This window comes from Denitrificimonas caeni, from assembly GCF_027498055.1.
Lineage (GTDB): Bacteria > Pseudomonadota > Gammaproteobacteria > Pseudomonadales > Pseudomonadaceae > Denitrificimonas.
The window spans coordinates 674255-695056 of sequence record NZ_CP114976.1; the positions used below are offsets into that span (position 1 = coordinate 674255).

At 48.7% G+C, this 20802-nt stretch carries 17 protein-coding genes and 1 tRNA gene; 14 read left to right on the top strand and 4 right to left on the bottom strand.

What is annotated here, in order from left to right; genetic code table 11:
* Positions 1-51 precede the first annotated feature (51 nt).
* Complete coding sequence (gene hslO / locus O6P33_RS03250; RefSeq protein WP_269818818.1) at positions 52-945, top strand: Hsp33 family molecular chaperone HslO; 894 nt, start codon at positions 52-54, stop codon at positions 943-945.
* 103 nt (positions 946-1048) lie between these two features.
* A complete protein-coding gene (locus tag O6P33_RS03255; protein WP_269818819.1) occupies positions 1049-2590 on the top strand; it encodes a phosphoenolpyruvate carboxykinase in 1542 nt (513 codons plus the stop codon).
* A 135-nt stretch (positions 2591-2725) separates the two neighbouring features.
* Here the strand turns inward: O6P33_RS03255 and zwf are convergent, their stop codons facing one another.
* A complete protein-coding gene (gene zwf, locus O6P33_RS03260) occupies positions 2726-4162 on the bottom strand; it encodes a glucose-6-phosphate dehydrogenase (protein WP_269819452.1) in 1437 nt (478 codons plus the stop codon).
* Positions 4163-4267: 105 nt separating this feature from the next.
* Between zwf and hexR the strand changes: the two genes are divergently transcribed.
* The 8 genes from hexR to O6P33_RS03300 all read left to right on the top strand — a co-directional run bounded on the left by hexR (position 4268) and on the right by O6P33_RS03300 (position 12264).
* Positions 4268-5137, top strand: a complete 870-nt coding sequence (gene hexR, locus O6P33_RS03265; protein WP_269818820.1) for a transcriptional regulator HexR — start codon at positions 4268-4270, stop codon at positions 5135-5137.
* A 176-nt stretch (positions 5138-5313) separates the two neighbouring features.
* Positions 5314-6090: an ABC transporter ATP-binding protein gene (locus O6P33_RS03270; RefSeq protein WP_269818821.1), complete on the top strand. Its 777-nt coding sequence runs from the start codon at positions 5314-5316 to the stop codon at positions 6088-6090.
* A gap of 10 nt (positions 6091-6100) precedes the next feature.
* Entirely contained in the window at positions 6101-6856 is a 756-nt protein-coding gene (locus O6P33_RS03275; RefSeq protein WP_269818822.1) for an ABC transporter substrate-binding protein, read from the top strand.
* Between the two features lie 73 nt (positions 6857-6929).
* Complete coding sequence (locus O6P33_RS03280; protein ID WP_269818823.1) at positions 6930-7625, top strand: ABC transporter permease; 696 nt, start codon at positions 6930-6932, stop codon at positions 7623-7625.
* Complete coding sequence (locus O6P33_RS03285) at positions 7622-8311, top strand: ABC transporter permease (RefSeq protein ID WP_269818824.1); 690 nt, start codon at positions 7622-7624, stop codon at positions 8309-8311. Before O6P33_RS03280 ends, O6P33_RS03285 begins: the two co-directional genes overlap by 4 nt.
* A 2-nt stretch (positions 8312-8313) precedes the next feature.
* Positions 8314-9555 (top strand): methyltransferase, encoded by a 1242-nt coding sequence (locus tag O6P33_RS03290; RefSeq protein WP_269818825.1) that lies wholly within the window; start codon positions 8314-8316, stop codon positions 9553-9555.
* A 132-nt stretch (positions 9556-9687) separates the two neighbouring features.
* A tRNA-Thr gene (locus O6P33_RS03295) sits at positions 9688-9763 on the top strand.
* Positions 9764-10056: 293 nt separating this feature from the next.
* A complete protein-coding gene (locus O6P33_RS03300; RefSeq protein WP_269818826.1) occupies positions 10057-12264 on the top strand; it encodes a patatin-like phospholipase family protein in 2208 nt (735 codons plus the stop codon).
* An 87-nt stretch (positions 12265-12351) separates the two neighbouring features.
* Here the strand turns inward: O6P33_RS03300 and yihA are convergent, their stop codons facing one another.
* Positions 12352-12999: a ribosome biogenesis GTP-binding protein YihA/YsxC gene (gene yihA, locus O6P33_RS03305; protein WP_269818827.1), complete on the bottom strand. Its 648-nt coding sequence runs from the start codon at positions 12997-12999 to the stop codon at positions 12352-12354.
* 230 nt (positions 13000-13229) lie between these two features.
* Between yihA and O6P33_RS03310 the strand changes: the two genes are divergently transcribed.
* The 3 genes from O6P33_RS03310 (at position 13230) to O6P33_RS03320 (ending at position 16943) form a co-directional block, all read left to right on the top strand.
* Positions 13230-13835 (top strand): c-type cytochrome, encoded by a 606-nt coding sequence (locus O6P33_RS03310; RefSeq protein WP_269818828.1) that lies wholly within the window; start codon positions 13230-13232, stop codon positions 13833-13835.
* A 222-nt stretch (positions 13836-14057) separates the two neighbouring features.
* Positions 14058-15248 (top strand): NnrS family protein, encoded by a 1191-nt coding sequence (locus tag O6P33_RS03315; RefSeq protein WP_269818829.1) that lies wholly within the window; start codon positions 14058-14060, stop codon positions 15246-15248.
* A 186-nt stretch (positions 15249-15434) separates the two neighbouring features.
* Positions 15435-16943, top strand: a complete 1509-nt coding sequence (locus O6P33_RS03320) for a succinate CoA transferase (RefSeq protein WP_269818830.1) — start codon at positions 15435-15437, stop codon at positions 16941-16943.
* 145 nt (positions 16944-17088) lie between these two features.
* Here the strand turns inward: O6P33_RS03320 and ppk1 are convergent, their stop codons facing one another.
* Together ppk1 and hemB are read right to left on the bottom strand one after the other, a co-directional pair.
* Entirely contained in the window at positions 17089-19275 is a 2187-nt protein-coding gene (ppk1, locus tag O6P33_RS03325; RefSeq protein WP_420094958.1) for a polyphosphate kinase 1, read from the bottom strand.
* A 17-nt stretch (positions 19276-19292) separates the two neighbouring features.
* Entirely contained in the window at positions 19293-20306 is a 1014-nt protein-coding gene (gene hemB / locus O6P33_RS03330; RefSeq protein ID WP_269818831.1) for a porphobilinogen synthase, read from the bottom strand.
* A 272-nt stretch (positions 20307-20578) separates the two neighbouring features.
* Between hemB and rpmE the strand changes: the two genes are divergently transcribed.
* Positions 20579-20794, top strand: a complete 216-nt coding sequence (gene rpmE, locus O6P33_RS03335) for a 50S ribosomal protein L31 (protein ID WP_269818832.1) — start codon at positions 20579-20581, stop codon at positions 20792-20794.
* The last annotated feature ends 8 nt before the right edge of the window (positions 20795-20802 follow it).

Genomic DNA, 20802 nt, shown 5'->3' on the forward strand with positions numbered 1-20802 from the left:
ATTTAGTTATCAAGGTTTATACTAGACCAATCGTTTATTTATAGGTGCTGTATGGCAGAATTTGATTTTACTCAGCGTTTTATTTTTGAAAACACTGATGTGCGTGGAGAGCTGGCCAGCTTAGAAGAAAGCTATGCCCATGTGCTCGCCAAGCATGCGTACCCTGAACCGGTTGCCGCTTTACTCGGCGAGCTGATGAGTGCTGCAGCACTGCTGGTGAATACTTTAAAGTTTGATGGCTTATTGATTTTGCAAGCACGCTCGAAGGGCGCGGTACCATTATTAATGGTGGAGTGTTCCAGCGAGCATGAGATGCGTGCCATTGCCCGTTATGAAGCAGAACACATTAGCAGCGGCGCAACTTTATCAGAGCTGATGCCAGATGGAGTATTGGCCTTGACCGTGGATCCGAGTGAGGGGCAGCGTTACCAAGGGTTAGTGGCTTTAGATGGTGCCGACTTGGCAGAGTGTTTTACCAACTATTTTGTCAATTCAGCACAATTGCCCACGCGTTTTTGGTTGTATGCCGATGGTCAGCGCGCGCGCGGTTTGTTGCTGCAACAGTTACCTGCAGACCGTATTACCGATAGTGAGGAGCGTGAGGCCAGTTGGCAACATGTGATTGCTTTAGCCTCGACTTTGAGTGCTGAAGAATTACTGGGGCTGGACAATGAAACGATTTTGCATCGCTTGTATCACGAAGAAGAGTTGCGCTTGTTTGCGGGCACCGAGCTGAAATTTCAATGCAGCTGTACCCGTGAACGCTCAGCGCAGGCCTTGATCAGTCTTGGCTTAGCCGATGCGCAGTTGTTGCTGGCAGAGAAAGCAGGCACTATTGAGATTGATTGTCAGTTCTGTAACGAACGCTATTTGTTTAATAATGATGATGTCACGCAAATGTTTGCTGAGCAGGACGCGCCTGATGCCTCGAGCACAGTGCATTAATTGCATAAGTCTGGCATAATCGCGGGCACTTTTTACATTGTAGTGCGCTAACTTAAGCGCTACAAAATTTCTGGAGGACTCGGCTCGGGCCGTTGGGGATCTCATGACGCAAGCAAAAACCGCTGTGTATACCGATATTAGTGCCGCTCAATTGATTGAAGAAGCTGTTCGCCGCGGCGAAGGCAAATTGGCTGTTAATGGTTCATTAGTTGTAGAAACTGGCCACCGCACAGGCCGTTCTCCAGCAGACCGATTTATTGTGCAAGAGCCCAGCACTGAAGCTCAAATTGCTTGGGGGCCAATCAACCGACCGATTGCTCCAAGTGTATTTGATGCGCTGTGGACGCGTGTTGAAGCCTATGTGGCAGAGCGCGAAAGCTTTGTATCACACGTGCACGTGGGTTCAGACCCAGCGCACTACTTGGCGGTAAAAATGACCACCACAACAGCTTGGCATAACCTGTTTGGTCGTTGCTTGTTTATTACCCCAGAAGTTTTTAACCCATCCAATAAAGAACAGTGGCAAATCATTAACGCACCGTTTTTTGAGTGTGTGCCAGAGCGTGACGGCACCAACTCTGATGGTTGTGTAATGATTAACTTCGCCGAGAAAAAAGTGTTACTGGCAGGTATGCAGTACGCTGGCGAAATGAAAAAATCCATGTTCTCGGTACAAAACTACTTATTGCCTGAACATGATGTGCTGCCAATGCACTGTGCGGCTAACGTTGGTGAAGATGGCGATACCACCTTGTTCTTTGGTTTGTCCGGTACCGGTAAAACCACGTTGTCAGCTGATGAAAGCCGTTACCTGATTGGTGATGACGAGCACGGTTGGGGTGTGGGCACTGTGTTCAATATCGAAGGCGGTTGCTATGCAAAATGCATCGACTTGTCTGAGAAAAATGAGCCAGTGATCTGGAAAGCTATTAAGTTTGGTGCAGTCTTGGAAAACGTGGTGCTCGATGAGCAGCGTGTACCGGATTACACCGATGACAGCTTAACGCAAAACAGCCGCGCCGCTTACCCACTCGAAAACGTTGAAAAGCGTGTGCTAGCCAACCGTGCTGGTGAGCCCAATGCGGTGATCTTCTTGACCTGTGACCTGACTGGCGTATTGCCACCGGTGTCCATCTTGAATAACGAGCAAGCGGCGTATCACTTCTTGTCGGGTTATACCGCGCTGGTTGGTTCAACTGAAATGGGTTCTGAGGCCGGGATTAAGTCAACTTTCTCCACATGCTTTGGTGCTCCTTTCTTCCCCCGTCCAGCGGGCGAGTATGCTGATCTGCTGATCAAGCGTATCCAAGCTTTTGATTCAAAAGTGTACTTGGTGAACACCGGTTGGACCGGTGGTGGCTACGGTGTAGGTGAGCGCTTTAATATCCCTACTACCCGTGCCGTGATTGCTGCAATTCAGGGTGGAACGCTAGTGGGTGCAGAAACTGAGCACTTGCCAGTGATCAACTTGGATGTGCCAAAAACAGTACCTGGCGTTGATAGCAACCTGCTTAACCCACGTAACACTTGGGCTGATAAAGCTGCTTACGATGTTGCTGCGAAAGAGTTGGCAGCGAAGTTTGTGGATAACTTTAAGAAGTTTGAAGTGTCCGAAGCAATTGTTAATGCAGGTCCAAAACTGTAATGCTTTAAGCAACAGCTAGCGCAATAAAACGCGTACAACCCCAAAAAGTTTAATAGGCTTTTTGGGGTTTTTTTATGCCTGTAATATGTGTTCTTGCTACTTGTGTTGTCAGCCATGTAATTTTAGCTGTGTGGCTTATGCATGCCACGCTCGATTGTGCCTTTCTAGCAAGCTATGGGCCTGTTCTGGGCCATTGGAGCCTGCTGGGTAAGGCCGTGGGCGTTGGTAGTGTTGTTGCCAGCCACTGAGAATAGGGTCAACCCACTGCCATGCCGCTTCCACTTCATCACGGCGCATAAACAGTGTGGAGTCGTTTTCAATCACGTCCAGCAGTAAACGCTCGTAAGCCTTCCAGCGGCGGCTGTCTTGAAACGCTTCGGCTAAATTAATGTCCAGCTTCACCGGCTCTAGACGCATTCCTTTGCCTGGGGTTTTGGCCATCAGCTCAAGGCTGATACGCTCTTCGGGTTGCAAGCGAATGACGAGTAAGTTGGCTTGGCTGTCACTGAATAAACTATGCGGTACGGGTTTAAACTGAATGACAATTTCTGAAGTCTTGGTGGCTAAGCGTTTCCCTGTGCGTAAGTAAAAAGGCACACCTGCCCAGCGCCAATTATCAATTTCGGCTTCAATGGCGACAAAGGTTTCGGTGTCGCTGTCATTGTCCACGTTTTTCTCAAAGTAATAGGCTGGTGCAGTGTGGCCATTGGTTTGTCCGGCGACGTATTGGCCGCGCACAGTTTTATCTTGCACGTTGAGGCCACTGATGGGTTTTAGTGCTTGGAGAATCTTTACTTTTTCATTGCGCACTGCATCGGCATCAAAACGCACCGGAGCTTCCATGGCCACCAAACAGAGTAACTGCAGCAGATGGTTCTGCAACATATCGCGCATGGCACCGGCTTGGTCGTAATAGGCGCCACGGTTTTCTACGCCGATTGTCTCGTTTACGGTGATTTGCACATGGTCAATGTGCGCCGCGCGCCAGACTGGTTCAAAGAGCGCATTGGCGAAGCGTAACGCCATAAGGTTTTGCACAGTTTCTTTGCCCAAATAGTGATCAATGCGAAAAACTTGCTCTTCACTAAAAGCCGCGCCAATGGCGGCGTTAATATTCAGCGCAGATGGCAGCGAATGACCGATGGGCTTTTCAATGACAATGCGTGTGTTGGCACCTGCTAAACCGGTTAAAGCTAAGTTGGCCGCGATACTTTCAAATAAATGCGGAGCCGTGGCTAAATAATAAATACAGCCATGTTCAGGAGTGCACTTTAAGATGCTTGTCAGCCGACTGAAGTCTGCAGCCTGAGCTGCATCCATGGCCAGATAATCAAGGCGCTGACTAAAGCTCAGCCAGCTGGATTCGATAAAATCTTTTTTCTCAATTTGTGCACGGCAATGACGCTCAGCCAGTTCAATATAGCTGGCGCGGGGTAAAACTTTACGGGAAATACCAATAATGCGCATGGCCTTAGGTAGGCGATTTTCGCGGTGCAAGTGATACAGTGCAGGCAGTAGTTTGTGTAAGGCTAAATCACCGGTACCGCCAAACACCAACATGTCACAAGGCATGCTCAAGGCTGCTCTCCTCTGGAAAAACGTGCGAATAAATAGCTGTTGTAGTATAACTACAAAACCGCTACATAACTGTGGCACAAGCTAAACGAGTTTAACATTGTGAATCTGTTACAGCATATCGCTCAATCCCTCGAGTCGCTGCGCAAGTCTGAAGTTAAGGTGGCGCAGCATGTCTTAGCTGACCCAGCTGCGGTCATGCACAGTTCTATGTCTGACTTAGCTGCAGCGGTGGGGGTGAGTGAGCCGACTATTGTGCGTTTCTGTCGCGCGGTGGGGTGCCAAGGTTTTCAGGATCTCAAGCTTAAGCTGGCGCAGAGTCTCGCTGCCGGTGCTAGTTTTGGGCAGTTCGCAATCAGTGAAGAAGATACCCTAACTGACTATGCCCTGAAGATTTTTGATACCACTTTGCATACCCTGATAGAGGTGCGTGAACATTTAAATGTAGATGCCTTAGAGCAGGCCATTGCGGTGATGGCGCAAGCGCAGCGGGTGGAGTTTTACGGCTTTGGTGCCTCTGGCGCAGTTGCTGCGGATGCCCAGCATAAATTTTTCCGCTTATTGCTTACTGCGGCTGCCTACAGCGATCCGCATATGCAAGTTATGTCAGCAGTGACTTTACAGGCGACAGATGTAGCCATTTGTATTTCACAATCAGGGCGCTCGAAAGACTTGCTGACTACGGCAAATTTGGTGCGTGAGACGGGTGCAATCTTAATTACCCTGTGCCCTAGCAACACGCCATTAGCCGATCTCGCTAGCATTCACTTGGCGATTGACGTGCAGGAAGACACTGAGATTTACACGCCGCTCACTTCACGTATTGCGCACTTAGTGGTTATTGATGTGCTGGCAATGGGAGTGGCGATGGCGCGTGGACCTTCTTTGGTGAATCACTTGAAAAGTGTGAAACGCAGTTTGCGCAGTCTCAGATTGTCGCCAAAGACTGCTAAGTCAGTCGATGAAAGCTAAGTACTGTAACGGTCTTGTGCTTTTCAAGTGCGGCTAAAACTGGCACTATCGCAGCTCTATTAATCATCAGTCGAGCTATCTGTTGCAAAAACAGATAAATACTTGGCTATTGTCTGTTGCTTTTAACCGAGCGCATGCTTGCTTTAAGCTTACTCTTCGTTCAAAGAGGTCATTTTATGGCTGAGGCCATTCCCGCCTTAGAAATACGCGATTTACATAAACGCTATGGCGAGTTAGAAGTTTTAAAGGGCATTTCGTTAACTGCCAATGATGGCGATGTAATATCTATTCTTGGCTCATCCGGATCAGGCAAATCAACCTTTCTGCGTTGTATTAATTTGCTTGAAAACCCTCATTGCGGGCAGATTTTCTTTTCTGGTGAAGAGTTACAGCTGCAAGCAGGCCGTGACGGACAGTTGGTTGCCAGTAGTAATGAGCAAATTAACCGTTTACGTACACAAGTTGGTTTTGTTTTCCAAAACTTTAATTTGTGGCCACACATGACGGTACTCGATAATATTATCGAGGCACCGCGGCGTGTGTTGGGTTTGAGTAAAGATGAGGCGATTGCCAGTGCTGAACAGCTACTGGCGAAAGTTGGGATTGCTGATAAACGTCACGTGTATCCCAACCAATTGTCCGGTGGGCAACAGCAGCGTGCCGCCATTGCTCGAACCTTAGCCATGCAGCCAAAAGTGATATTGTTCGATGAGCCAACTTCAGCTTTAGACCCAGAAATGGTGCAAGAAGTGCTGGGCGTGATTCGTGCGCTAGCAGAGGAAGGGCGGACGATGCTGCTAGTGACTCATGAAATGAGTTTTGCTCGTCAAGTGTCCAGCGAGATTGTATTTTTGCATCAAGGCGTAGTTGAAGAGCAGGGCACACCTGACCAAGTGTTTAATAATCCGCAATCTGAGCGGTGCAAGCAATTTATGTCCAGTCATAACTATTGAGGCGACAACCATGAAAAAATATAAAAAAATACTCTTAGTGGCGGCGGCTAGTTTGTCATTTGCTACTGTCAGCTCTGCAGCAGATAAACTTAAAATTGGTACTGAAGGTGCTTACCCTCCATTCAACCTGATTGACTCCAGTGGTGCAGTGGTTGGTTTTGATATCGATATTGCACAAGCACTGTGCGACAAGATGGAAGCTGAGTGCACTGTTGTTACCTCGGACTGGGATGGCATTATTCCAGCACTGAATGCGAAGAAGTTTGATTTTTTAGCGGCATCGATGTCAATCACCGATGAGCGCTTACAAGCGGTTGATTTTACCGATCCGTATTACACCAATGGTTTACAGTTTATTGCACCTAAAAGCAGTGACTTTCAGCTGGATAAGAAAAGCATGAAAGGCAAGGTGATAGGTGCGCAGCGAGCAACCATTGCGGGTCATTGGCTTGAAGATAACTTCGGCAATGACATCAGCATCAAGTTTTATGACACCAATGAAAATGCCTATCTTGATCTTGAATCAGGCCGTTTAGATGGCGTCTTAGCTGACAAGTTTGTGAACTGGGAATGGCTGAATAGCGATGCTGGCGCCAACTTTGAGTTTAAAGGCGAGCCGGTTTTTGACAATGACAAAATTGGTATTGCCTTGCGCAAAGGTGACGATCAGCTGCGTGAGCGTTTAAATACTGCACTGAAAGAAATTGTTGAAGATGGTACTTACAAAACCATCAACGATAAGTACTTCCCTTTTAACGTGTATTAATCTTAAGACTGCACTGTAAAGGCCGCCACCTTGTTGTGGCGGTTTTACTTTGCGACCGACACAAGTACTTCTGATGAACTTTGAACTCTATGGTTTTGGTCCAGCATTGCTTGCTGGTGCTTGGATGACAATTAAGCTGGCGCTGTGCTCTTTAGCTTTGGGGTTGGTCTTAGGGCTGGCGGGTGCCTTAGCGAAAACCTCGCCGTATCGTGTTTTACGCTGGTTGGGTGATGCTTACTCGACCATGGTACGTGGTGTGCCCGAGTTACTCTGGGTCTTGTTGATTTATTACGGCTCGGTCAGTTTCGTGCGGGAGTTGGGTGAGGCCATTGGTTACCCTGAGCTGGAACTCAGCGCTTTTTCCGCTGGGGTGATAGCGTTAGGTTTGTGTTTTGGTGCCTATGCCACTGAGGTCTTTCGTGGCGCTTTATTGGCTATTCCTCGTGGGCACCGTGAAGCTGGTTTGGCCCTTGGTTTATCCCGCCCGCGCATTCTATTTCGTTTAGTGTTGCCGCAAATGTGGCGAATTGCGATTCCAGGTTTGGGCAATCTCTTTATGATTCTAATGAAAGATACAGCGTTAGTGTCTGTTGTTGGGCTCAACGAAGTGATGCGCAGTGCCCAAGTGGCAGTGACCTCGACGAAGCAACCATTCACTTTCTTTATGGTGGCTGCTTGTATTTATTTATCGTTAACAGTTTTAAGCATGCTGGCTTTGCACTTCTTTGAAAAACGCGCTAATCGCGGCTTTGTAAGGAGCGCAGCATGAAGTGGGATGTGATTGTTAAATGGCTGCCAAAACTACTGGAAGGCGCTTACTTAACTTTAGAGTTGGTCGCAATATCTGTGGTAGTTGGCTTGCTGGTGGCTATACCTTTAGGAATGGCGCGAGCGTCACGGCATTGGTATGTGCGTGCACTGCCTTTTAGTTATATTTTCTTTTTCCGTGGCACCCCATTGCTGTTACAGTTGTTTTTAGTTTATTACGGTTTAGCGCAGTTTGATGCGGTGCGTGAAAGTGTTTTTTGGCCCTATTTGCGTGACCCTTACTGGTGTGCGCTATTGGCTATGACGATGCACACCGCTGCTTATATCGCAGAAATTATTCGTGGTGCGATTCAAGCTGTGCCACCGGGCGAAGTTGAAGCTGCGCGTGCGCTAGGGATGAGCCGCGGGCAAACTATGTGGCACATTACTTTGCCGCGGGCGGCCCGCATTGGTTTACCGGCTTACAGTAATGAGGTGATTCTCATGCTTAAAGCCAGTTCGCTGGCCAGCACCATTACGTTATTAGAGCTCACCGGGATGGCTCGGACTATTATTGCCCGCACCTACTTACCGGTGGAAATCTTCTTTGCCGCAGGGCTGTTCTATTTAGTCATGACCTTTGTTCTAGTGCAGTTTTTCCGCTGGCTAGAACGTAAATTGCGCGTGGATGCGTTACAGGGTCGTTAGCCTTGAGTGCTATTGCGCCATTACTCACTGGTGAGGCATTAGTTGAGCGTTTTTTCGCTCTGGATGCTTTCTTACTGGCGCAACAAGGTATTTGGCGCGAAAAGCCTTTTATACAGCAGAGTTTAGACTGGCAAGCGGATTATCCTGAGCTGGCTACTTGGTTACGCCAGCGCAGCTTAGCGGATGCCGAAAACAGCCATCTTGATCCCAGTACTTTGTCAGCACCACAACCCTTTGTTGCTTGGGCTGAACAGGCCGAACAGCTTTCTCGCTTGGGACGTTTTCCGGCCGCCGAGGTGGTGCAGCGTCCATTGCGTATGCAAAGTGGGATTGCCGAGCGTAAATGGCAGCAAATAGAAGCTTTTGCGAGTGTTGTGCAGGGTGCGGTTAATCTGCCCTTTGCGCGCAGTCAGCGCTGGCTTGACTGGTGTGCAGGCAAGGGGCATTTGGGACGTTACTTGGCTTGGCCTAATGCTGAGTTGGAGTGTTTAGAGTTTAATCCAGAGCTGATTGCGAGCGGGCAGGCAATCAGTGCCAAGTATGTACCTCAGGCACAGCACAGTCTGTGTGATGTTATGAGCGCCGCGAGTCTTGCACCTGTACAGCGCAGTGACGCTATTGTCGCGTTACATGCCTGCGGTGACTTGCATACGCATTTAGTGCGCCAGGTTGGCGGGCAAGATACTGCGGCACTGGCTTTAGCCCCCTGTTGTTATAACCGCACGTTAGCAGAGGGCTATCAGCCGCTATCTAAGTTAGGGCAAGCCTCCGCACTGGACTTGCAGCGTGATGATCTTGCTCTGCCTTTATTGGCGACAGTCACCGCCAGTGCTCGCGAGCGGCGTTTGCGTGATCAGTCCATGGCTTGGCGTTTAGCGTTTGATGGGTTGCAGCGCAAGTTGCGTGGCGTTGATGCCTATTTGCCCACCCCATCCTTGTCCGCGCAGTGGTTTAACAAGTCTTTTGCTCAGTGGTGTCTTGATTTGGCCGCACTAAAAGAGTTGCCGCCGGTGCCGCAGCAAGATTGGTCAGTGCTGGAGGCGCAGGGCTGGCAGCGTTTAGCAGAGGTGCGAAACCTGGAGTTGGTGCGCGGCTTATTTCGGCGACCGCTAGAGTTGTGGTTGGTAATAGATCAAGCGCTGTTTTTGCAGGAGCAGGGTTTTACTGTGGCCTTGGGTGAGTTTTGTGCCAGTGCGCTAACCCCGCGCAATCTTTTATTACTGGCACAGCGCACTGTAAACTGAGCTTAGAGTGCAAGTGTTTTCAGGTCTGCGTCTATTCCAGCCAGCCTCGCTAAGCACTTGAATTTGCACAGATTAAAAATAATTACAGAAAGGCTTTACAAGGTATCTGTAATCTATATAATGGCCGCCATTGCCGGTATAGCTCAGTTGGTAGAGCAACTGACTTGTAATCAGTAGGTCCCGAGTTCGACTCTTGGTGCCGGCACCAATTAAAAGAAAGCCTCGTAGTTATACGGGGCTTTTTTGTATCTGGCAGTTGAGCAACTGGGCGCTGCACGTTCTCATGCTGCCCAGAACTGACATCTATCTCCCCGTATTTTAACTGCGGCGTACTCTACCAAGTGGCTGGTTAAGACCTGCGCGTTGCCTTGGGTAAAATTACAGCGCTTTCCGCTCCCGCTTTTATCGTGCCTAACCTATACTTTGCCCTACAAAGTGCTGCGCAACTGCTAGAGTAGTGCCTGTCTTTTTTCCATACCTCGTGTTTTTGAGATGTCGTTTATGCGTCGTTTTTTTAGCTGGTGCACCAGTATTTTTATTGTCTGTCTTGCCGCTACTGTGGTTGCTGAGCCTATTGCTGAGCAGCAGCGTGAACGGGTGGGGCTAGTGCTGTCCGGTGGTGCTGCGCGTGGGTTGGCGCATATTGGTGTGCTCAAAGCCTTAGAAGAGCAAGGGGTGGCCATTGATGCTATTGCCGGTACCAGTATGGGGGCAGTGGTCGGTGGCTTATATGCTGCGGGTTATAGTGTTGCTGAGCTAGAGGAGTTGGCAATCAGTTTAGACTGGCAGCAAGCACTATCAGATGACCCGCCCCGCGAAGATGTGCCGTTTCGCCGCAAGCAAGATGATCGAGACTTTTTGGTCAAACAAAAGCTGAGCTTTCGCGATGACGGCACCTTAGGTTTGCCGCTCGGTGTTTTGCAGGGGCAAAATTTGGCGGTGTTATTAGAAAAGCTCTTTGCCCGTGCTGGTGCGGTGGAGGACTTTGATGAATTGCCAGTGCCTTTTCGTGCAGTTGCAGCTGATATTGCCACCGGGGAAAGTGTGGTGTTCTCGCAAGGACATTTAGCCTTGGCAGTACGTGCCAGTATGTCGATTCCAGCGTTGCTCACACCGGTAGAAGTGGATGGGCGACTGTTAGTGGATGGTGGTATCTCGGATAATATTCCTGTGGATATTGCCAGGCAAATGGGCGTCGATCGAGTGATCGTAGTGGATATTGGCTCACCTTTGGCAACAACCGAGTCACTGCATACTGTCTTTGATATTTTAAATCAGTCAGTGGCTTTGTTAACGCGGCGTAACTCTGAAGCGCAACTGGCAACGCTAACTTCGAGTGATATTTTAGTGCAGCCTGAACTGACAGGCTATGGTATTACCGACTTTGCTCGCGGCCAAGATTTGATCAGCGCGGGTTACCGTGCCACTGATGTGTTGCAGTGGCGCCTAGCTGAATTAGCGCAACCTTTACCTGCTGAACAAAAACTCTCGAGCAATTTAAAAAAGAAAAAAAAGGCCCCGCTGATTACCTCAATCAAAGTGCATAACACGTCAAAAGTGGGTGACGGAGTGATTCGTTATTATATACGTCAGCCGCTAAATGAGCCTTTAGATATTGAAAAACTGCAGAAAGATATGGGTACGCTGTACGGCTTGGAGTATTTTGATCGAGTTGAGTACCGCTTGATCCCTGAGCAAGATGGGAATGCGTTGGTGATAAATGCCACAGATAAGAGTACCGGTACTGATTACTTGCGTCTGGGTTTAAATTTGTCAGATGATTTTCGTGGCGACAGTGTTTTTAATATCGGTGCCAGTTTCCGTAAGAACGGTTTGAACCGTTTGGGTGCGGAGTGGTTGACACGGGTGCAGCTGGGTGACCATCAAGAGCTCTACACTGAGTTTTATCAGCCGTTGGATATTGGTTCACGCTATTTTGTCTCGCCGTGGCTGCATGGTGAGGTTCGTAATATTAAGTTTAGAGAAGAAGGTGACCCCATTGCTGAATACCGTCTGCAACGCATTCGCTATGGTTTGAATTTAGGCCGGCAAATAAGCACCAATGCTGAGGTACGCTTTGGTGTGGGTTCTGGCTGGGGCGATGCAGATGTGCGTATTGGTGAGCAAGGGCTACCCGACTTTAGCTTTAAAGAGGGTTATTACCAGCTCGAATATGCATTTGATAGTTTAGATAATGTTGACTTTCCACGCAGTGGCGAGGAGTTGCGCATTTCTGCACTCCAGCACGCCACCGAGCTAGGCTCTGATGAGCGTTATCGGCAGTGGTTGGTGGAGCTGAATAAACCACTGAGTTGGGGGGCAAATACTTTTGTCTTTGGTGGGCGCTATGCACGTACCTTGGATGCTGATGAGGTGGTGTCATCCAGTTATCAGTTGGGCGGTGCGCAGCAGTTATCAGGTTACCGTGAAAACGCGCTGGCCGGACAAAATGTCAGTATTGGGCGTATGGTTTATTATCGGCGCTTAACTCCAGTGCGAGCATTTTCGCTGGGTCTGCCTGTCTATGCTGGTTTATCGTTAGAGCGTGGACGAGTGTGGAATCAGTCGAATGATTTAGACAGTGGCTATATTAATGCGATGAGTGTGTTTGTCGCGGTGGATACGCCAATCGGTCCGCTCAACTTTAGTTATGGGATTAATGATGACTCTGAAAGCGCCTTTTATTTGAATCTGGGGCGTAGCTTTTAATCCTGGGCTGGAGTTAGCTTGGGCGTCGCCACGGTGTTGTGGTTTTACTGCAAGAGCAACACCGCGGCTGAATAAAAAACTAAAGCGCTAAGGGGCTGTAGTGGCCTCTGCTTCTGGTTCGATCAGTTGCAGCCATTGGGCGAGGACTTGATGGGCTTCGGCAACACCTAGGCGTTTAGTCGATGAAAAGAGTTGAATGCTTGCTGTTGCCCCCCATCTTTTTTCGATTTCTTTTTGGGTTTTCAACAGTGCACTTTTACTGGCGCCAAACGTCAGTTTGTCAGCTTTGGTCAGTAAAATATGCATCGGCATTTGGCTGCTTGCCGCCCAATCGAGCATCAAGCAGTCAAAAGGTGTTAAAGGGTGGCGAATGTCCATCATCAGCACCAAGCCCATCAAGCTGGTGCGGCTGCCCAAGTACGCTTCGAGGTGCTGCTGCCAGTGTAATTTTAATGGAATGGGGACTTTGGCATAACCGTAGCCGGGCAGGTCAACTAAGCGGCGTTCTTCATCGAGGCTAAAAAAGTTGAGCAGCTGCGTACGTCCAGGGGTTTTTGAGGTGCGTGCCAAGCTGGCGCGGGTTAAAGTATTGAGTGCGCTGGATTTGCCCGCGTTGGAGCGCCCAGCAAAGGCGACTTCGTAGCCTTCATCTTCAGGACACTGCTCAACACGTGCCGCGCTGGTTAAAAAGCTGGCTTGTTGGCACAGGCCAATAATGGGGTTTTTAGGCTGCATAAGTTATCCAAGTAAAAAGGTGCGGCAAGAGGTTCGTTTCCGTTTTAGTCTGAGCAGTATATAATGCTTCGGATAGTATGTGCGTATTGCCGTGAATGTATCTGCAAAGGTTGTCTGTGCGGCAGAATGTGGTAATGTTTGCATAATTTATAAGCGCCGAGGTTAGCTGGGTCAACTCCATGACTGGTTTTATCTTGGAAAAATAATTTTAGCCGTAGTTGGAAGAGCTGATGAACAAACTATTTGTAAGTCTGTTATTGACCTTGGGCATCAGTGGTTTAGCCCATGCCGAGGGAGATGCAGCTGCAGGTCAAGGTAAAATTGCTATGTGTTCTGCCTGTCACAATGCTGATGGTAACAGCACATTGCCAAACTTTCCGAAGTTGGCCGGTCAAGGTCAGCGTTATTTGTATAAGCAAATGCTTGATATTAAATCTGGCGAGCGTCCAATTGTTGAGATGACAGGCATGTTAGATGCAATGACAGATCAGGACTTGCAAGATATTGCCGCTTGGTACAATAGCCAGAAAGGTACTATTGGTGCCGCTGCTCCAGACCTAGTTAAGCGTGGCGGAGAGCTCTTTCAGGGCGGTAAGCTAGAAGATGGCATGCCTGCTTGTATTGGTTGCCACACACCAACAGGTGAAGGCATTGACTCTGCGATCTACCCTAAATTGAATGGTCAGCATGCAGCCTATACTGCTAAGCAATTAACGGATTTCCGTGAAGGCGATCGCGCGAACGATGGTGAAGCAATGATTATGCGCACCATTGCCGCTAAGTTAAGCAATAAAGATATCAAAGCTATTTCAAGCTATATTCAAGGCTTAAATTAATAGCTGAGTTGAGTCATTAAAAAACCGCCCAGCAGCGAGTCTGCTCGGCGGTTTTTTTGTGCCTACGACTTAACTGGGTCAGCGGTTGTAGGTAAAAAAGTTTATTGTTCTTGATTCTAATCTAGCAATACTTCTCATTAACAGGTCTATGCTAATAACATACAGTCAATACATGCTGTGTCAGCCGCTTAGGGTGTGCTGGTTCAGCTGAGGAGAGTTGCAATGCAGGTATTGGATCGGCGGCAGGCATTAACCATCATGCCTTTCTTTCGCTTAGGTTTTCGGCCTTTTTTCTTGCTGGGCAGTGTCTTGGCAGTGCTGGCTATTCCTTTGTGGGTTATGGCTTTGAATGGCTGGTTCGCTGACTGGCAGCCAACGGGAGGTTGGTTGGCTTGGCATCGGCATGAGCTGTTGTTTGGCTTTGCCACAGCAATAATTGCAGGTTTTTTACTCACAGCGGTGCAGACCTGGACTGGCGTTCCAGGTTTATCAGACAAACCGCTAATGGCGCTAACGGTCTTATGGGTTGCGGCGCGACTGGCTTGGTTGGTGGGTGCGCCAATGTGGTGCGTGATCGTCTTGGATGTTTTATTTTTGCCGCTGGTGGCGGCGCAGATGGCGCGCAGTGTTTGGCCTGTGCGGCAAGTGCGTAACTACCCACTAGTACTGGTATTAAGCCTGCTGGCCATCGCTAACGGGGTGACCTTGTATGCAATGGCTACGGGTAATGATCTTTTGCAGCGCCAAGCAACAGCCGGTGGAATATGGTTTGTTGCCGCAATTATGAGCATGATTGGTGGGCGGGTTATCCCGTTTTTCACCCAGCGTGGCCTGTTGCGCAAAGATGCAGTGACGCCTTGGCCAAAGCTGGATTGGGCTTTACTCATTGGCAGCATTATCGTCTCTCTGGCGATTATGCAGGGCTGGGCGCTACACGCTGAAGTGTTAGCGGGCGTAGTCTTTGCAGCTTTAGGTGTTGGGCACTTGTTGCGTTCGCTGCACTGGTATGACGCAGGTATTTGGCGTGTGCCGCTGCTGTGGTCCTTGCATCTGGCTTATGCGTGGATGGGGGTTGCTTGTGTGGCAATGGCGTTATGGCACTTTTCTGTATTCGCAAATATGAGTCTTGCTGTGCATGCGTTAACAGTGGGAGCCATGGGTGGGCTTATTCTAGGAATGATTGCTCGCGTAACCCTTGGCCACACTGGACGACAATTGCAGCCGCCAAAGTCGATGACTTGGGCTTTTGTGCTGTTTAACCTTGGTGCGCTAGCCCGTGTTGTGCTGGTGGATTGGGCCTATATGCCGGGCCTGTGGGTTGCCGCAGTATGCTGGACGTTAGGTTTTGCTATGTATCTTTGGAGCTATGCACCCATGTTGTGGCAAGCACGGGTAGATGGCCAGCCAGGTTAAGGCGTGAAAATCGACCTTAGTATAGCTGTTAAAAAAACTGATCGGCCTAGAATGTTGGGTAATAGTCAAAGCGTCTGATGTGTTATTCGAGCAGTGCGTAAATGCTGCGAACATCCAGATAAAGCCTATCTAGTTAAGGCTGCTGTTAGACATACTTGAACACAACAACTCTTTAAAGGTGGTTGCATGAGCACTGATTTAAGTAAATTTATTCGCAATAAAGCATTTCTCGATAAAGTAGTGACAGCAGAAGAAGCAGCCACATGGATTGAAGATGGCATGACTTTGGGGATGAGTGGTTTTACTCTATTTGGTGAGCCAAAACTTTTCCCTAAAGCTTTAGCTGAGCGTGGGAAAAAAGAAAAATTCAAAATTGACTTGTTCACTGGTGCGTCGATGGGCCCAGCTGCGGATCAGTCCATGGCTGAAGCTGACATCATTAACCTGCGAGTGCCGTACCAAGGCAATCCCGTCCAGCGTAAAAAAATTAACGCAGGCGAAATTTTTTATATTGACCAGCATTTATCACATGTTGCCGAGTCGATTCGTCAAGGTACGTACCCAAGTCTTGACTACGCAATTATTGAAGCGGCTGCCATTACTGAAGATGGCGATATTATCCCGACTGGTTCTGTAGGTAACTCACCTATATTCCTTGATACCGCTAAGCATGTGATTATCGAGCTAAATATCAGTGCACCACCTGAGTATGAAGGCATGCATGATATTTATATGCAGAGTGCAGCAGGTGAAAATACCCGTGAAGCTATTCCAATATTTGAAGTGAGCAAGCGCATTGGTACACCGGGAATGAAAGTTGATTCAGCGAAAGTACGCGGTATCATTATTTCTAGCGAGCCTGATATTCCTTCACCACTGTTTGAGCCCAACGCTGAAACCCAGCAAATTGCTGACAATCTACTGAGCTTTTTAGGCGAAGAAGTTAAAGCAGGTCGTTTAACTGAAAGCCTTGCGCCGTTGCAGTCAGGTGTTGGTTCGGTGGCAAACGCTGTGCTTAATGGTATGAAAACCTCTGGCTTTAAAGACATCGTTGTTGCTTCTGAAGTGCTGCAGGATGGTGTATTTGACTTGATTGATGCTGGGGTCGTGAAGTTTGCGGCTGGTACGGCATTGTCACTGTCGAAAAAGCGAGTTGAGAGCCTAGGTAAAGATCTGGCGAAGTACAAAGATAAAATTGTTTTTCGTCCGCAAGAAATCTCCAACCACCCTGAAGTCATTCGTCGTCTGGGTATTATCTCGTTCAATACTGCACTAGAGGTGGATATTTACGGTAACGTAAACTCAACGCACGTTGGCGGCACGCACATGATGAACGGTATTGGTGGCTCAGGTGATTTCGCCCGTAACGCGCGCATCACTATTTTTGTGACGCAATCCACCGCTAAAGACGGAAAAATCTCTGCAATTGTACCTTTCGTAGCCCATGTGGATCACACCAATCATGATGTTGACGTGATCATCACTGAGCAAGGCTATGCAGACTTGCGCGGTTTAGCGCCAACTCAGGCAGCTGAGCGTATTATCGAAAACTGCATGCACCCTGATTATAAGCAGCAGGCCCGTGATTACTTAGCAGCAGCCAAAGAGCGTGGCGGCCAAACTCCGCACGTTTTAGAAAAAGCCTTCTCTTGGCACACTAACTTGGCTGAAAAAGGCACAATGCTAATCAAGTAAGTCGCTCGGGTGGCTGGGGTGTCACAAAGGTGGTACTCCAGCATCTAGATTGGATACAGAATAAAGGCGGATGTTTAACAGCATCTGCCTTTTTTGTGGGCGCAGTAAAATTAAGGCAAGCAGTATGCTGCAGATAGGGCCTGCATCAGGAGACTTTTATTAGCGGTATGCTCAGCTGCTCCAGTAACTGGGCTTGGGCATGACAGTCTTGCTGTTCTGCAGTGGGTTGCAGCTGCTGGTAGCTACCATCACTTTGTAATAGCCAAGCATGGGTATTGTCTTTGAGGTAGGTCAACAGCTCTTTTTTGACCCGCGCCAGCATTTTTTTGCCTTCTAATGGGAAGCAGGTCTCGATGCGCTTATCGAGGTTGCGCTCCATCCAATCCGCGCTGGACAGCAGCAGTTGCTCGTCAGCGCCACTGTTTAAAAAGTAAAAAACGCGGCTATGTTCAAGGAACTGACCAATGATTGAACGCACTTGGATATTGTGTGAAACCCCGGCAATTCCAGGGCGTAAACAGCACATGCCGCGCACAATGAGATCAATTTCTACGCCTGCTTGGCTGGCTTTGTAGAGGGCTTTAATCATACGGGCATCGGTCAGGGCATTGACCTTGATGATAATGCGCGCAGGTTGACCGGCGTCGGCATTACTGGCTTCGCGGGCAATTAAATCCAGTAGTGTTTTTCTTAGGGTAAAAGGTGCGTGAAAGAGTTTTTTCATGCGTAAGGTTTTACCCATACCTATCAGCTGACTAAATAACTTGGAGACATCTGCGCAGAGCTCTGGGTTAGCGGTCAGTAAACTGTAATCTGTGTATAGGCGTGCATTGCCAGCATGGTAATTGCCAGTGCCAAGGTGGGCATAACGGACAAAGTTACCGTTTTCGCGGCGTAAAATGGATGCGATTTTAGCGTGCGTTTTAAAACCAACTACGCCGTAAATAACCACTGCACCAGCGGCTTGTAAGCGACTGGCCAGAGCAAGGTTTGATTCTTCATCAAAACGTGCGCGCAACTCAATGACGACAGTGACTTCTTTGCCGTTACGCGCCGCATCAACCAAAGCGTCAACAATCTCAGAGTTAGCGCCGGCGCGGTACAGGGTTTGTTTAATGGCCAGCACATAGGGATCTTTAGCGGCATGGCGCAGCAAATCAATAACAGGGGTGAAAGACTCAAATGGGTGGTAGAGCAAGATATCCTGCTTGCTGATGGCTTGAAAAATATTCTCACTGTTTTGCAGTGCTTTGGGGATGGCTGGGGTAAATGCTGGAAACTGTAAGTGTGGGTGACTGGCAAGATGGGTCACGCTAAATAAGCGTGTTAAGTTAACAGGGCCATTGACTTGATACAGCTCAGCGGGCGCTAAGCCAAACTGGTTGAGCAAAAAATCAACTAAGTGAGCAGGGCAGGTATCTGCAACTTCTAAACGCACGGCATTGCCAAAACGGCGCGAGTAGAGTTCGCCTCTGAGTGCTCGGGCTAAGTCTTCTACACCTTCGGCATCGACAGATAAGTCAGCATTGCGGGTTAATCTAAACTGATAGCAACCGCGCACACTCATGCCATGAAATAAGTCATCAGCATGGGCATGAATCATTGAGGATAAAAAAACATAGTTAACCCCAGGGCCGCCAACGTCTTCTGGGATTTGAATAATGCGTGGTAATAAGCGCGGTGCTGGCAAAATGGCTAAGCCAGAGTCGCGACCAAAGGCATCGACGCCTTCCAGCTCAACAATAAAGTTTAAACTTTTATTGACCAGCAGCGGAAAGGGGTGGGTGGGATCAAGGCCTATAGGGGTAATGATTGGCGCAATTTCTTCTTCAAAATATGCTTTGACCCAAGCCTGAATTTGACTGGTCCATTTGCGGCGGCGGACAAAACGTATGTCTTGTTTGGCCAGTTCTGGCAGCAATATATCGTTAAGGATTTGATATTGACGATCAACTTGCTCGTGTACCACTTCAGCAATGCGCGCTAGAGCTTGGTGCGGTTGTAAGCCGTCAGCATCTGCTTGCTCGCGCGCAAAAGTGATTTGTTCTTTTAATCCAGCTACGCGAATTTCAAAAAACTCATCGAGGTTGCTGGAGAAAATAAGCAAAAATTTCAAACGCTCGAGCAGTGGAGTGCTTGCATCGAGCGCTTGTTCTAAAACACGAATGTTAAATTGCAGTTGTGATAATTCTCGATGCAAATATAGGCTGCTGTCATCGAGGTTCGGCGGCGCTATGGCGGCGCAGGATGCATTGCTTGCTGTTACCGCGTTTGCGGTGTGCAGATTGTGCTCAGTATCTTGAGTGGGCTGCTTAGATCCTGCGTTGCGCATAGACTCTCCGTTATAAGTTAAACGCCTTGTTTAAGCTGCTTGGCTGCATGCACCGCAAAGTAGGTAAGGATGCCGTCGGCTCCGGCACGTTTAAACGCCACCAAGGACTCCATAATCACTGCTTCGCTTAACCAGCCATTTTCAATGGCAGCCATGTGCATTGCGTACTCGCCGCTGACTTGGTAGACAAAAGTGGGCGCTCGAAACTCTTCTTTGACGCGGTGCAGGATATCCAAGTACGGCATACCTGGCTTAACCATGACCATATCAGCACCTTCGCTGAGGTCAGTCGCAACTTCATGTAGCGCTTCGTTACTATTGGCAGGATCCATCTGGTAAGTGGATTTGTTTGCCGAGCCAAGGTTGGCAGCAGAGCCAACAGCATCGCGGAATGGGCCGTAATAGGCGCTCGCGTATTTAGCCGAGTACGCCATGATGCGCACATTGGAGTGTCCAGCCAGTTCTAGGGCCTCACGAATGGCTTGGATACGGCCGTCCATCATGTCTGAGGGGGCGACAATCTGAGCGCCTGCATCAGCGTGAGACAAGGCTTGGCGTACTAATGCATCGACTGTTTCTTCATTTAGAACATAGTTGTTGTCATCTAAAATACCGTCTTGACCGTGGGTGGTGAAGGGGTCAAGGGCTACGTCGGTGATAACGCCAAGCTCTGGAAAGTGCTCGCGTAGAGCACGTACAGCGCGTTGGGCGATGCCTTCTGGGTCCCAAGCCGCAGCGGCGTCTAGTGATTTGCTTTCTAGTGGGGTGACTGGGAAGAGAGCGAGTGCTGGTATGCCAAGTTCAACCCAGAGTTCGGCTTCTTTGAGTAGTAAGTCAATGGAGAGGCGCGCCACCCCAGGCATTGAAGGAACTGCTTCACGGCGATTGCTGCCGTCTAAGACAAATACCGGGAGAATCAGGTCATCGACACTCAGCTGGTTTTCGCGCACTAAACGGCGAGAAAAATCATCACGGCGGTTGCGGCGTAATCGAGTAGCTGGAAAGATTCGGTTGGCAGTATTGATACTCACAGTGGCTCCTCATCCCGCAAAAGCGGGGATTGTGTAACGGTTTATAGACTAATAGTATGACGAAAAGATTGTGAAAGTGCGAAACCTGCAGTATTTAAATGATGTGGGTTTGTGTAGAGCCTGCAATTTGCTCTGGAAATCTACCGTTGAGCGTATATTGTCGAATAAGTCTATTGCAACAGGCGTCTGCTCTGGTATTATTCACCCCCTGTTTTCGTGCGGTACTCGACAATGGTGTTGGGTGGCGGCACGGTTATATTCGAGGAAACTCCATGAAAGCCGATACTCACCCAAATTATGTTGAAATCAACGCTACCTGCAGCTGCGGTAACGTGATCACTACTCGTTCTACCATCGGTAAAGACATCAGTATTGATGTGTGCTCTGAGTGCCACCCTTTCTATACCGGAAAACAAAAAGTGCTTGATGTCGGTGGTCGTATTGATCGCTTTAAGCAGCGCTTCGGTGGTTTTGGCGCAACAAAGTAATGAGTATG

What these genes read in the sequence shown, in the direction of transcription:
- zwf (WP_269819452.1), bottom strand. Translation starts at nt 4,162, where the DNA reads ATGCCTTGTGACATGTTGGTGTTTGGCGGTACCGGTGATTTAGCCTTA.
- rpmE (WP_269818832.1), top strand. Translation starts at nt 20,579, where the DNA reads ATGAAAGCCGATACTCACCCAAATTATGTTGAAATCAACGCTACCTGC.
- hslO (WP_269818818.1), top strand. Translation starts at nt 52, where the DNA reads ATGGCAGAATTTGATTTTACTCAGCGTTTTATTTTTGAAAACACTGAT.
- O6P33_RS03310 (WP_269818828.1), top strand. Translation starts at nt 13,230, where the DNA reads ATGAACAAACTATTTGTAAGTCTGTTATTGACCTTGGGCATCAGTGGT.
- O6P33_RS03275 (WP_269818822.1), top strand. Translation starts at nt 6,101, where the DNA reads ATGAAAAAATATAAAAAAATACTCTTAGTGGCGGCGGCTAGTTTGTCA.
- yihA (WP_269818827.1), bottom strand. Translation starts at nt 12,999, where the DNA reads ATGCAGCCTAAAAACCCCATTATTGGCCTGTGCCAACAAGCCAGCTTT.
- O6P33_RS03280 (WP_269818823.1), top strand. Translation starts at nt 6,930, where the DNA reads ATGAACTTTGAACTCTATGGTTTTGGTCCAGCATTGCTTGCTGGTGCT.
- O6P33_RS03315 (WP_269818829.1), top strand. Translation starts at nt 14,058, where the DNA reads ATGCAGGTATTGGATCGGCGGCAGGCATTAACCATCATGCCTTTCTTT.
- ppk1 (WP_420094958.1), bottom strand. Translation starts at nt 19,275, where the DNA reads ATGCGCAACGCAGGATCTAAGCAGCCCACTCAAGATACTGAGCACAAT.
- O6P33_RS03300 (WP_269818826.1), top strand. Translation starts at nt 10,057, where the DNA reads ATGCGTCGTTTTTTTAGCTGGTGCACCAGTATTTTTATTGTCTGTCTT.
- O6P33_RS03320 (WP_269818830.1), top strand. Translation starts at nt 15,435, where the DNA reads ATGAGCACTGATTTAAGTAAATTTATTCGCAATAAAGCATTTCTCGAT.
- O6P33_RS03270 (WP_269818821.1), top strand. Translation starts at nt 5,314, where the DNA reads ATGGCTGAGGCCATTCCCGCCTTAGAAATACGCGATTTACATAAACGC.
- O6P33_RS03255 (WP_269818819.1), top strand. Translation starts at nt 1,049, where the DNA reads ATGACGCAAGCAAAAACCGCTGTGTATACCGATATTAGTGCCGCTCAA.
- O6P33_RS03285 (WP_269818824.1), top strand. Translation starts at nt 7,622, where the DNA reads ATGAAGTGGGATGTGATTGTTAAATGGCTGCCAAAACTACTGGAAGGC.